The 12,124-nt window shown below is 34.2% G+C and carries 15 protein-coding genes; all 15 read right to left on the reverse strand.

Annotated elements, in window-relative coordinates; all coding sequences use genetic code 11:
• Window positions 1-9: 9 nt before the first annotated feature.
• A complete protein-coding gene (locus BUA73_RS03350; RefSeq protein ID WP_072902356.1) occupies window positions 10-1,428 on the reverse strand; it encodes a flagellar hook-length control protein FliK in 1,419 nt (472 codons plus the stop codon).
• 14 nt (window positions 1,429-1,442) lie between these two features.
• Window positions 1,443-1,880 carry a flagellar export protein FliJ gene (gene fliJ / locus BUA73_RS03355; RefSeq protein WP_072902358.1) on the reverse strand — a complete coding sequence of 146 codons (438 nt, stop codon included), beginning with the start codon at window positions 1,878-1,880 and terminating at the stop codon, window positions 1,443-1,445.
• 23 nt (window positions 1,881-1,903) lie between these two features.
• A complete protein-coding gene (gene fliI / locus BUA73_RS03360) occupies window positions 1,904-3,226 on the reverse strand; it encodes a flagellar protein export ATPase FliI (protein WP_072902360.1) in 1,323 nt (440 codons plus the stop codon).
• A gap of 20 nt (window positions 3,227-3,246) precedes the next feature.
• Window positions 3,247-4,008 carry a FliH/SctL family protein gene (locus BUA73_RS03365; protein WP_072902363.1) on the reverse strand — a complete coding sequence of 254 codons (762 nt, stop codon included), beginning with the start codon at window positions 4,006-4,008 and terminating at the stop codon, window positions 3,247-3,249.
• Entirely contained in the window at window positions 3,992-5,005 is a 1,014-nt protein-coding gene (gene fliG / locus BUA73_RS03370) for a flagellar motor switch protein FliG (protein WP_072902365.1), read from the reverse strand. Before fliG ends, BUA73_RS03365 begins: the two co-directional genes overlap by 17 nt.
• 5 nt (window positions 5,006-5,010) lie before the next feature.
• Entirely contained in the window at window positions 5,011-6,603 is a 1,593-nt protein-coding gene (fliF, locus tag BUA73_RS03375; RefSeq protein ID WP_072902367.1) for a flagellar basal-body MS-ring/collar protein FliF, read from the reverse strand.
• An 18-nt stretch (window positions 6,604-6,621) separates the two neighbouring features.
• The gene (gene fliE, locus BUA73_RS03380) at window positions 6,622-6,963 is read right to left on the reverse strand and encodes a flagellar hook-basal body complex protein FliE (protein WP_072902369.1); all 342 of its coding nucleotides are present in this window, start codon (window positions 6,961-6,963) and stop codon (window positions 6,622-6,624) included.
• 15 nt (window positions 6,964-6,978) lie between these two features.
• A complete protein-coding gene (gene flgC, locus BUA73_RS03385; RefSeq protein ID WP_072902371.1) occupies window positions 6,979-7,410 on the reverse strand; it encodes a flagellar basal body rod protein FlgC in 432 nt (143 codons plus the stop codon).
• A gap of 2 nt (window positions 7,411-7,412) precedes the next feature.
• On the reverse strand, window positions 7,413-7,832 hold the full coding sequence (gene flgB / locus BUA73_RS03390) for a flagellar basal body rod protein FlgB (RefSeq protein ID WP_072902374.1): 420 nt from the start codon (window positions 7,830-7,832) through the stop codon (window positions 7,413-7,415).
• 401 nt (window positions 7,833-8,233) lie between these two features.
• Window positions 8,234-9,070, reverse strand: coding sequence for a flagellin (locus tag BUA73_RS03395; protein ID WP_072902376.1), 837 nt, complete (start codon window positions 9,068-9,070; stop codon window positions 8,234-8,236).
• A 16-nt stretch (window positions 9,071-9,086) separates the two neighbouring features.
• Window positions 9,087-9,422, reverse strand: a complete 336-nt coding sequence (gene fliT / locus BUA73_RS03400; RefSeq protein ID WP_072902378.1) for a flagellar protein FliT — start codon at window positions 9,420-9,422, stop codon at window positions 9,087-9,089.
• Entirely contained in the window at window positions 9,422-11,032 is a 1,611-nt protein-coding gene (gene fliD, locus BUA73_RS03405; protein WP_072902381.1) for a flagellar filament capping protein FliD, read from the reverse strand. The genes fliT and fliD overlap by 1 nt, the downstream gene beginning before the upstream one ends.
• 28 nt (window positions 11,033-11,060) lie before the next feature.
• Window positions 11,061-11,450 (reverse strand): flagellar export chaperone FliS, encoded by a 390-nt coding sequence (gene fliS, locus BUA73_RS03410; protein ID WP_072902383.1) that lies wholly within the window; start codon window positions 11,448-11,450, stop codon window positions 11,061-11,063.
• A 24-nt stretch (window positions 11,451-11,474) separates the two neighbouring features.
• Entirely contained in the window at window positions 11,475-11,714 is a 240-nt protein-coding gene (locus BUA73_RS03415; RefSeq protein WP_072902385.1) for a hypothetical protein, read from the reverse strand.
• A gap of 14 nt (window positions 11,715-11,728) precedes the next feature.
• The gene (locus tag BUA73_RS03420) at window positions 11,729-12,121 is read right to left on the reverse strand and encodes a flagellar protein FlaG (protein ID WP_084672018.1); all 393 of its coding nucleotides are present in this window, start codon (window positions 12,119-12,121) and stop codon (window positions 11,729-11,731) included.
• Window positions 12,122-12,124 lie beyond the last annotated feature (3 nt).

Consider the following 12,124-nt stretch of genomic DNA (forward strand, 5'->3'; position numbering starts at 1 on the left):
CTTCACCTCCTAAGCTAACATATTTAAAACACCATAATCATCTTCCTGAAGCTCCTCACTTATGTCCATATCCTCAATGAGACTTTCACGGGATCCATTTTTTCTAGTTATAATATAATTCATATTTTCATTATGTCTAAAATTTTCTTTGTTTCCAGTAGTTGAATTCTGATCATATATGTCCACTGAGAATTCTTGGATTTTCATATTTTCATTGCCTAATTTCTCTTTAATGAACTCTGCATTATTTTGCATTAATTCATAGCCTTCCTTTGTGGATGCCTTGATGTTGGCTTTCAAAATGCCATTCTCCGAGGACACAGTTATTACTAGTTCACCTAATTCCTTTGGTATTACCTTTAAGGTCAATTCCTTCATGTTTGAAAGATTCATTAATCGTACAGATTTTATTATATCTACTTGAATATTCTCTTTTCTAATTGTCAAATTCTCGCCTTGCATCTTTTCACCTACATTGGCATCAAAAGAAGCATAACTTTTAAATTCCACCAGTGGATTTATTTTTATATTGTCTATAGTTGAACTCTTCTTTGGACTTTCTGAAACAATTGACTTTAAAAAGGAAACTTCATGTGAATCAACACTTCTAGTTGTTTTATCTCCTTTATTTGCGAACTGTTCAGCACTAAAATATCCATTTGAGAACTTTTTGTCATCTCCTTGAATACCTAACAAAGAAGTTTTGTCGACTACTTCTAGCTTTTTATTGATTTCCTCCATGAACTCACCATGCAGACTTTTAAAATCATTAATTAAAGGGCCTACATGAGGTGTATCTTTTGCTGCTACAATTTCTGTGGTTTTATCAACTATACCCTTTACATAATCTACAATGTCACCTTTAGTACCCTTACTAAAAAGTTCAAATAGCATCCCATCATGTTTAGTGTTCTCATCGCCTAATTTAATTAGAGTCCCCTCTTCAGCAGAGTTCATATTTTCCATTACTATTTGAAGAAAATCAAACCTGTCCATACCTATGTCTTTCATGTTATCTGATTCATTTAAAATTCCTTCTAGTAAAGTCCTTATCTTTACCTCTGGCACTCCAAGGAGATGACTTATAATAGAGATATCCTCTGGTGAAAACTCTTCTTCAACTTGGGATTTGTTTTTATCTTTACACTGAGGAGAGACATCCTTAGATGGTTCATTTTCATTGACATTGATTCCTTCATCAGCATTTATTCCCTTACTAATGTTCGCTTCTTCACCGGCTTTTGATTTGTCACTAGTTTTGCAATCATCATCAGCCTTAGTCACATTCTTTTCTATCCGACTTTGTTTTGCCTTATTACCCTTAGAAAGCACCTTAGCGAACTCTTCTCCAGTATTACTTTCAGAGGAATAATTGCTCTTAGAGTTTTTTAATATATGGCCAGATAGACTAGTGGAAATATTTATCATAGCTTCTCTCCTCTCTACAATTTTCTATTTCTAATAAAAGCATATAAAGCAAGTTCATCGTTATTTCTCTGCTCTACAAGTTTTTCTTCAGTTAAAAAGTCCTGATACTTTTTTTCCTTTAAAACCTCTACGGTTTTTTTTGAAATCTGCTTTTCTAAAAGCTCACTTCTGTTTTCATCAACTTTTTTACTTTGCACTGTGATTTCAGACTTCATAGTGCTAATATTGTTGCTGATTAAATTTAAATAGTTAAGCCTTAATTTTTTCTCGACCACCGATTCCTCTTTATGAAAATCATTATGCTGCTGATAATTTTTTTCAAGACTTTTAAGTTTCATATCCATTTCTTTTTTATGTTCAATGGATTTTTTTAGCTTCATTTTACACAAATCCTCTTCCTTAACTCTCATGTCCAACACCTTCTGGAGCCTGAATTCAAATTTGTTCTCCATAAAGATCACTCCTTTAATATAATTTAAATTTTAACTTCCTTAAGTGTTTCAATAAGATTGTTAACACAATGATCCATACTATCTTTTTCATGTACACCCTGTTTTAAAAAGTTTGTAAGGTATTCATGGTACTCAATGGATAAATCAATTTTTCTATTGCTACCCTTGGAGTATGCACCAATATTTATTAGGTCCTCAGCCTCCTTATATGTGGCTAGGAGGTCCCTTCCCAGTGAAGCTGCTCTTTGGTGTTCCTTAGAAGTAATCTCTGACATAAGCCTGCTTACAGATGATAAAATATCAATGGCCGGATAATGGTTTTGGGATGCCAGTTTTCTCGATAATACAATGTGACCATCTAAAATACCTCTCACAGCATCAGCTATGGGTTCATTAAAATCATCTCCATCTACAAGAACAGTGTAAAATGCTGTTATGGAGCCTTTATCTGAGGTACCAGCTCTTTCCATAAGCCTAGGCAACTTTGCAAAAACAGATGGAGTGTATCCCTTTGTAGCCGGTGGTTCACCAATAGCTAGTCCAATTTCCCTCTGTGCCATGGCAAATCTAGTAACGGAATCCATCATTAAAATCACTTTTTTACCACAATCTCTAAAATATTCAGCTATGGCAGTAGCAGTAAACGCACCTTTTAATCTTACTAAGGCTGGATTGTCTGACGTTGCACACACAATTACGGATTTTTTCATACCCTGGTCTCCAAGGTCCTTCTCAAGGAAGTCCTTAACTTCCCTACCTCTTTCACCAATCAACGCAATGACATTTACATCTGCCTTTGCTTCACGGGCAATCATTCCGAGGGTTGTACTTTTTCCCACACCACTGCCTGCAAAAATTCCTATTCTCTGTCCTTCCCCACAAGTTAGAAAAGCATCTATAGCTCTAACACCAGTTGGAATTATGTCCTTAATTCTTCTTCTATTAAGAGGGTCTGGCGGTGAAGCATCCATGTTATAGCTCTCTCCTAACATAGTTCTCTCAAAACTTTTTAAAGGATTTCCTATACCATCAAGAACGTGTCCAAGCAATTCCTCAGAGCAAACTACATTAAGAGCTTCCCCAGTAGGTATTACCTTGCAACCTGGTGATATTCCCATAAGCTCTCCTAGAGGCATTAGAAGTAGCGATTCATCCTTAAAGCCTACTACTTCACACTTAATCTCTTCATTCAGGTTATTATATATAATACAAACCTCCCCAACAAAGGCTTTTATACCGCTGACCTCAATGGTTAGCCCAATTATATTCTTTACGACTCCTTCGTAATAAGTGGTAGTTGTATTTAATATTTTTTTATTTAACTTATGAAAATTAATCTCCAAAATGGTTACCTCTCTGATTATTTTTACTTCAACAGCTCATCCTTTATCTTTTCCATGGCATAATTCACATCTATTTTTATTTTCCCGTAGTCTTTTTCAATAATCACTTTGTCCATCTGCATGTCATCCATTGGGATGAAGAAAACATTGTCTAATACGTACTCTAGTTTCCATCTTTCAATATTGTTTTTAATTTCTTCTTCATAACTTGAGTTAGCTTTTATAATGACGGTTTTACTTTGTGATATTTTTTCCAACTCTTCCTTTATCATCTCTGAAATGACCCCAGTGTTTCTGATTTCTGTGTGAATAACTTGTTTTGCCATATCTATAATGCACTGAATAATGTTTTTTTCATGCTGCCTGAAATATTTTTCATGTTCATCTCTACAGTAATTCAGGATTTTCTCACCCTCACCAATAATTCTTTCTTTTTCTTCTTGGGCTTTATCTATAGCATCTTGATATGCTTTACCGTATCCCTCATCATAGCCTAATTTATAACCCTCGTCATAGGAGTTTTCTTTAATTACTTTAGCCTTATTATTAGCTTCACTTATTATTTCCTGAGCTTTCTGTCGTGCATTTTTAATCATGTTTTCACCAAGAGTCTTATACATTTCTTGGGTAGCATCCTCACTCTGTTTTGCTTCGTCATGGTACTTTTCATCCTCATGGCAGTGTTCCCTGTTTTCTTTGCAACTGTATACGTATTGAGTTTCTATTTCAACATTGCCCTGCAACTCCACATGTCCATTTTTTATGACATTAGATGATGATTGCATCTTCACCACCCCTAGCCATGATGATTTCGCCTGTCTCATCAAGTCGTCTTATTATGTTAACTATATTCTGCTGTGCCTTCTCCACATCAACTAATCTAACTGGACCAAGGTACTCCATATCTTCCTTCATAGACTCAGCTGCCCTCTTAGACTGATTCTTAAATATGTGTTGCTGTACATCTTCAGATACATTTTTAAGCGCCAATACAAGATCTTTGCTGTCCACTTCTCTAAGAATTCTTTGAACTGATAAATCATCCAGATTGATGATGTCTTCGAATACGAACATTGACTCTTTAACCTTTTCCGCTAATTCTGCATCTTCTCTTTCTAAACTCTCTGTTATGTTCTTCTCTGTTGTCCTGTCAACCTGATTTAATATATCTACTATAGATTGAATTCCACCTAGATTAGTTGTCTCGGTTTTTATAACTGATGACAGCTTTCCATCTAGAACCTTTTCAATTTCTTTTATAACTGTAGGTGAAGTTGTATTCATAGTTGCTATCCTATAAGCTACATCTGCCTGAAGCTCTTCAGGCAGCTCTGCTATTATCTGTGCCGCTTTATCAGATTGCAGATAACATAAAACCAAAGCTATGGTCTGAGGGTGCTCATTTAGCAGCACATTTACCAGTTGTATAGGATCAGCTTTTCTAGCAATGGAGAATGGTCTAAACTGCTGAGTGGCCTCAGTTACCTTGTCTAAAATTTCAGCTGCCCTCTGTGGTCCTAAAGCTTTTCCAAGTAGAACGCGGGCATAGTCTATTCCACCTTCCTTTAAAAATTCTTTTGCCTTATTTATCTCAATAAACTCTTGAAGGATGTCCTGTCTTTGTTCAGATTTTACTGTATTTATGTTAGCTATCTCAAAAGTGATTTTTTGTATTTCTCTTTCAGGCAATTTTTTTATTATATTAGAGGATATTTCAGGACCTAAGGTGATAAATAGAATTGCTGCCTTTTGCACTCCTGTCAAACTATCAAATTTACTCATTTAGATCACCTCTCATCCTCAGCCAACCAAGATTTAACTATATCTACAACTTGTTCTGGTTGATTCTGTGCATATTTCTTTACTTCAGATTCCATGTGAGTAGTTGGAGTCTCAGATTCAAATACTATAGGTTCAAATTTATCCTCTCGACCCTTAGGCTGTATTACACTTTCCATGATTTCATCCAACCCAACATCATCCTCTTCTATATCTTTCTTTCCCCAAACTTTTTTGTATACTACTAACATTACTATTAATAAGATTATTCCTAGAATAGCCATTATAAGATTTCTTTCCAATGTCTTTTGCAGATTTTGATTTGAAGTAGAATTCATTTGATTTTTTGCCTCATCCATAAGAGGATTCTTGCTATCTGCAAATACAAAACCTTGTATGCTCACAGTATCTCCCCTAGTTTTGTCTATACCAGCAGCGGACATAACAGCTTCTTCAATTTTTAATCTAGAGAGATCATCCAATTTCGCTTTGGTTTCATCTATGGCAACTGAGATATTAATTTTATTGATTTTTCCTGGGGCTTCTACCTCCGTTCTATTCACCGATGGAACCTGATAATTTCTCGTCTCATCCTTATAAGTATACTCTGTACTTGTACCTTCCCCATCTACCACAACTGGTGACAAATTATTGTCCACAGGAGAACTAGTGGTTTTGTCTGGAGTTTTATTTTTATCGTTGGTTTCTATTATATTCTCACTAACAACTACACCAGGAGAATAGTTTTTGCTATCAGTTTGCACTGCATTAAAATTCAAATCTACATTTACAGAAACTTTAACACCACTGCCATAAACAGGTTTTAAAATTTCCAATACTTTTTCCTTCATAGATTCTTCTTTATTGTTTATCATCTCTCTTTGTTTATCAGTTGATACTTGACCCTTTGCAACATCTTCCTCATCATCAAATAATTTATCTGTAACTAGCTGAATGTCATTTACAGCTATATTCACATTTTCCCTTTGTATATTGGGCACTGCGCCAGTTACCAAAGAAACTATGGCCTTTACTTGATTATCCTGAAGAGATTTTACACCGGATTTCAACTTAATATAAATAGCTGCAGAGGCAGCTTCAGTAGATTCCTTTATAGCAAAGGTGTCCTTTTCTACAAGCTTTAAAAGTACTTTGCAATTCTCAACTTCCTCAAAGGACTTTATCATAAGTTCAATTTCCCCCTGAAGAGCCCTTTGATACTTAACATTGTTTTCAAAATCAGTAAGAACCATACTATCCGATTCAAATAATTCAAGACCTACACTGCCATTTTTAAAATCCACCTTGGAAAGCGTTTCCATACGAGTTTTAGAAATATCCTGTTTAGGAACCATAATAGAATTACCCTGCACCTTATAATCGATGTTTTGTTCCTTTAGATAATCTATAACGCTACCTGAGTCCTTTGAGTCAAGATTTGAAAATAGAACAGCATACTCCGTTCTAAAAACAGAAAAGCAAATATATGCAATAATTAGCAGTGTACCAATTATTGCGGATATTATGGTAATCTTTTTCCCCTTACTTAGTGCCTTCCATTTTCCTTTTATGCCACTTACTTTTTCTGTTAGTTTTCCCATTACGCGCACTCCCAACCTTTAAATCTGCATTCTGCTTATTTCCAAATATGCATCAACTAACTTGTTCCTTATTTCTACCGCCATTTGAAGGGTTGTACTTGCCTCCTTAGCAGACACCATTACTTCGTACATGTCAATATCTTCGCCATTTAAATACTTTTCTATGTTTTGCTCATTATTTACCTGATAATTATTAACCTTGTCCAGCTCATTTTTTAGAACACTTCCAAAATCTCCTGGACCATTTATGGATTCCAGGTCTTCTGATTTGCTTTTATTTACACTGTCGCTTTTCAATATGTTTCTTGCACTATTTATGAGATCTAAATTAACTGAAGGTATAAATTGATTTGTAACCATGTATTTTCACTCCTGTTATTTTCCTATTTCTAAAGTTTTCATAAGAATGTTTTTTTGAATATTTATGCATGTAACATTGGCCTCATAGGCTCTAGAAGATGCAATTAAATCCGCCATTTCATTAAGAGTGTTAACGTTTGGCATGGTTACATATCCATTCTCATCTGCATCCGGATGCTCTGGGTCGTATACATTCCTTAAAGGGGATGGATCTTCCTCAATCTTTACAGCCTTTACCCCCATAAGTTGACTAGTTTTTCTTCCAGTAACTCTGCTTATTTCATTTTGATAATTCTCTTTAAATACGGCTATCTTCCTTACATAGGGCTTGCCGTCTTTTCCTCTTGTAGTTGTAGCATTTACCATATTTGAAGCTATGGTGTCCATTCGTAGACGTTCTGCAGCAAGTCCACTTGTGCTAATCCTCATGCTCTGGAAAGCTCTCATTATTATTTACCTCCCCTAATGACAGTATTCTTCATAGCAAATTCGTTGTTAATTGAAGTTACTAAAGATTGATACAATATTGCATTTGCTGCAAGATTGCCCATTTCAGAATCCACATCCACATTATTGCCATCATTTTTCATAGAAGTTGAGTTATCTCTCTTAATTTCGTATGCTGATTCAATTGAATTGGAGGGTAGATGTTTTTCCTCAGTCCTCTTCATTTCCATTTTATTGTGGTTTTTTAAATTATTTTTAAGAATTACGTCAAACCTCTTGTAACCCTGAGTATTTACGTTGGCTATATTGTTTGAAATCACACTATCTCTTTTCATACTTGCCGCCATAGCATCTTTTATATAACCATAAACATGGCTTCCGTAACTATTGTTATTGAATATACTATTAACACCATTACTCATAGAATCAACCTCCTTAATATATTATATGTGAATAAAAAGTAAATAACTTTTGCTTTTACAAATACTCTTTTATTGGGATTTGCTATTTTAGTTCATTATTTATTTAAGTTGAATATATTTTTTAAATATATTTATTAATACATTATAATTGATAAACAAGTTTTTTTAAACATGTTTTATTACCATAATTTAAATATTCTCTTTCAACATTGTATTTTTCTTAAATGTTTAATTTAATTTTATATTTAACATTATTTTTGTTAAATATTATACTCTAGGTAGATATGCCTTCAATTTTTTTCACTTTTACTATTCTTTAAAAGCTTTTTTTAAACAAATGATACAATATACATTTTTTTGCATAAAAGAAAGCTACTATTTATATAAATAGTAGCTTTCTTTTATTTCATATTCCTTAATATATTCAAAACCTCTGAGGGCATTCTATTTGTTTGAACCATGATAGCATTACTTGCTTCTGTAATAATATTTTTTGTAGTCAAATTTAGTATTTCTTCAGCTACATCTGCATCGCTTATCATACTATCAGCCCCCTCCATTGCTAGTACAGTATCTTGCACTATATCAAAGGTAGATTCTAATCTATTTTGTATAGAGCCGTAGCTGCTTCTAGCAGTAATGACTTTTTCCATGGCTGAGTCAATTTTTTCAAGAGATTCTCCCACCTTATCCACAGTTGAAATATCTATCTGTTCTTTTTCAATGCCAAGCTTGTCTGTTGTTAGTTGAAAAGTGGGAATTTTTATATCATCGTCTTCCATACTGATTTTGGAGATTATATAATCTGGTGTCCCCTCTATGCCATCTCTATTCAGCATACTCAAACCATTCATATCCGTATTTTTTGCCAAATAATTTATATTGTCCACCATTACATTGATCTCTTTTTTTATTTCCTCTTTATCTTTTTCTGTCATCATTCCGCCAGCTTGCACCGTAAGTTCTCGTATCCTCTGAAGACTTTCAGACATACCAGATAATCCACCATCCATGGTTTGAATTAAGCTAACACTATCTTGAATATTTCTAGAGCAACTATTAAGGGATCTTATGCCCAACTTTAGCCTCTCACTTTGAGAGATTCTATTGGGATCATCAGCAGCGGAATTGAGCTTGCTTCCAGTGTTGATTCTATTCATGGCCACAGATTGCTTCTTTTCAGTCCTTAACAAATTTCTATACACATTTAACGATTGAAGATTGTGATTTAATCTCATTACGGCCTCCAAATTACTATACTTGAGTATTAAAATGAACTTGCCTTTTCAAATGGTCATTGTAAGCATTGTGTGCTTCCCTATTCCTGACTATTGACGCCATCTCATTTTTGTACTCTTGAAGTTTATTCTTAATTAACTTATTGATCTCCTTCTGAAGCTGGTCAACATTTAGATTTTGCCTCACTTCTTGAGATACCTTGTTTAAATCCATATTCTTAAGGTCTAGCAAAATTTTCTCTCTCTCTTCAGTGAGATCATAAAAAGATACAAAATCACTTTTTTCAAGGGCTTCCACTATCTTTTCACTTATTTTTTTGTACTCCAAAAGAGTTTTTTCTTCATTATTCATTATTTTATACCGCCTAACTGGGAAGCAAGCCAATTACTTTGTGCATTCAGCTTATTCATAGCTTCCTCCAGCTTTGCAAACTGACTGTAATATACCTTCTCTTTGTTGAACATTTTGTTTTCCATTTGAGCAATAGCTTTTTCTTGCTTCAAAATGCTCTTTGTAAGGTCATTTTCAAATGCATATCTAGAATTTTCAAATCCCGCTTTTTTTACAAAAACACCCTCGCCACCGGCATATTCATCTAAAATAGAAGATATCCTTCTAAAAATACCTCTTTCATTGTAAGCTTGCCTTTTTTCATTTGCTGTAGATTCATAATTAATATTTAGCTTTGTATCCTTAGTAAGCAAATTAAATATTTCTTCACCATTAACTTCAAAAGCAGTCTTAAACTTATCCTTGTCAAAGGTAATAGTATTGCTATCTTTTTTTGTATCTATCCCTATTTTTCTGTAGTCAGTAGAAACGCCCTCTATTCCATCGCTAAAAGCCCTTCTCAAACTCAAAATCATGGACTCTAATTGCTTGTCATTTCTAAACAATCCTTTTTTAGCTTGATTTTCCCACTTTTCAATTTGCTTCTCTGATAAACTATCTTTTTCCTCATCTGTCAGAGGTTTATATCCTGTGGTCTTTTCTGAAAGTAGGTCCTCAATTTTTTTCACTAATTCATTGTAGGAATTTATAAATTTTTCAACCTTGCCCGCTACCTCAGTGGCATCTGGTCTAAGGTTAAAGGAAATTTCTTTAGTGGAATCTGCCTCTTTCAATGCAAAAGTAATATTATCCCTAGTAAATAAATTTGATTCGCTGGTGACCTTAGAGTACTCTGTCTCACCTGGTATTTTCACTTCTATTTCAGCATCGGTTCCTTTTGCCTCTACAGGTAGGCCACTGCTCATGCCTAATTTTTCAGCAATGCTACCTTCAACCTTAATTGAAGAATTGCTTCCTGTTTTAACAGTCTGGAAAACAATTTTATTTGTTATGGTACTAGCCCCTATGTTTAAAACACTAGAAAGAGATTTGCTATTTCCGTTGCTATCTTTAACTGTTGTATTCTTAAGCTCCTTTAGGAAATCTCCCAAAGTCATGTCGCTGTTCATATTAAATTCAAAAACATCATCGCCTACAGTTATTTTAAGATTTTCATTTTGTCCTTCTCCCACTGCACCAATATAATCGCTAATTGGTTTGTCCACATCTAACTTAGTTCCTTCAGGTAGATTGCTATGAATGCTTGCATTGCTAGCTAGGTTGTTTACCTTAACCTTATAGTTACCTTGTATGGCACCAATGCTTCCTTTAACATCCAAATTTTTTCTATCAGCTTCTAAAATATCATTTTTTAAAGTACTATAAGTGGAATTTAGAAGTAGATTATTATCTCCAGATTTAACAATATCCATATAATCTGACTTAAGTTTTCTCAAGTTTTGCGTTAACTCCACATATGTTTCCTGTTTCCACTCATCCACTTGTTTTTTTTGCTTAAATCTATCCACCTTGATCTTATGAGCTTTCAACATATTTTTTACTACTTGATCTGTGTCCATCCCAGTTGCAAGACCTGTTATTCTATTTGTATTAATACCTGAAATAGCCATTATCCTTCCTCCTTTTCCTCCATTAAAACTACTTATTATCCACTTTTGATAGCTTGTACGCTTCGTTCCACGTATCTCTCACATCGCAAATTAGTGAAATTGTGTCATCCAAGGTTTTTGCATCCTTACTTATATTTGCTCTTCCCAAGTTATCAACTATAAATTCATATACTCTTTTTAAGTCTTCTGCCCACTTGCCACCTAAATTTGTATCAAGACTGTATGTCAATTCTAAAAATATATTCTCAGTCTTAACGATATTATTATGTGCTTCATTTATATTGTTCTCTTCTATAGCAACCCTTGCCAATTTCGAAAATTTAACTGCACCATCTAACAACATAAGAAGAAGTTGTTCCTTAGATGCATAATTTACACTGTTACTTTTATACACATTATAAGCATTCCCAAAGGTCATTCCTTTTCCCCTCCACAACAAAATTTACAGCGTTCTATCCAAAAGCAAGCCTTTGCCTTCACTCTTAGCGGCTTCCTCAATATTCATCTCTGCATCCACAATGACCGTCTTTTCATTGGATTTTTTTAAATTCATATTTTGGTGCTTCATATCATCGTTTTCTCTTATTATATTTTCCTGTTTTCTGTGCACCTTACTTTCGGAAGTCTTTTCATTTATTCCTTGGCGAATTTCAAGATCGACCTTGTTCAATTTGGTTTCCATACGGCTCCACTTCCTTAGGCTTTTTTATCAACCATAATTCCCACCATCTCGCACATTTTTGCAATCATATCCAAGATTTTTTTAGGTGGCACCTCTTGCAACACCCTTCCGCTATCTGTATCTACTATTTTTATCATGATCACGTTTTTAAACTTATCGTGCATAGAGTACTCTGCGTGAGAATTGTGTTTCTTTAATAGGGCATTTACTATATCCAAAGATTCTTTTAATTCCTTTTCAGAATAAGACTGTTCTTTTACACTTTCTTTGTTAGAAGTATTGTCTAAATTTGACGTTTCCTCCTTGTTGATTTCCTCAACTGAAAGTTCTTCTTGCTCAGCTACGTTGGAAATAAGATTTTTCATGCTTTCCATTGTGTTGTTTTGTTTCATATTTACGATTTCCAAAAT

Origin of the sequence: Hathewaya proteolytica DSM 3090 (assembly GCF_900142225.1) — a bacterium.
Classification (GTDB): domain Bacteria; phylum Bacillota; class Clostridia; order Clostridiales; family Clostridiaceae; genus Hathewaya; species Hathewaya proteolytica.

Bases quoted from the DNA above. Each gene is read 5' to 3' on its own strand.
- BUA73_RS03415 (WP_072902385.1), bottom strand. From the start codon at position 11,714: ATGGAAACCAAATTGAACAAGGTCGATCTTGAAATTCGCCAAGGAATA.
- BUA73_RS03350 (WP_072902356.1), bottom strand. From the start codon at position 1,428: ATGATAAATATTTCCACTAGTCTATCTGGCCATATATTAAAAAACTCT.
- fliF (WP_072902367.1), bottom strand. From the start codon at position 6,603: ATGGGAAAACTAACAGAAAAAGTAAGTGGCATAAAAGGAAAATGGAAG.
- fliG (WP_072902365.1), bottom strand. From the start codon at position 5,005: ATGAGTAAATTTGATAGTTTGACAGGAGTGCAAAAGGCAGCAATTCTA.
- fliJ (WP_072902358.1), bottom strand. From the start codon at position 1,880: ATGGAGAACAAATTTGAATTCAGGCTCCAGAAGGTGTTGGACATGAGA.
- flgC (WP_072902371.1), bottom strand. From the start codon at position 7,410: ATGAGAGCTTTCCAGAGCATGAGGATTAGCACAAGTGGACTTGCTGCA.
- BUA73_RS03395 (WP_072902376.1), bottom strand. From the start codon at position 9,070: ATGAGATTAAATCACAATCTTCAATCGTTAAATGTGTATAGAAATTTG.
- BUA73_RS03365 (WP_072902363.1), bottom strand. From the start codon at position 4,008: ATGCAATCATCATCTAATGTCATAAAAAATGGACATGTGGAGTTGCAG.
- fliS (WP_072902383.1), bottom strand. From the start codon at position 11,450: ATGACCTTTGGGAATGCTTATAATGTGTATAAAAGTAACAGTGTAAAT.
- fliE (WP_072902369.1), bottom strand. From the start codon at position 6,963: ATGGTTACAAATCAATTTATACCTTCAGTTAATTTAGATCTCATAAAT.
- flgB (WP_072902374.1), bottom strand. From the start codon at position 7,832: ATGAGTAATGGTGTTAATAGTATATTCAATAACAATAGTTACGGAAGC.
- fliT (WP_072902378.1), bottom strand. From the start codon at position 9,422: ATGAATAATGAAGAAAAAACTCTTTTGGAGTACAAAAAAATAAGTGAA.
- fliD (WP_072902381.1), bottom strand. From the start codon at position 11,032: ATGGCTATTTCAGGTATTAATACAAATAGAATAACAGGTCTTGCAACT.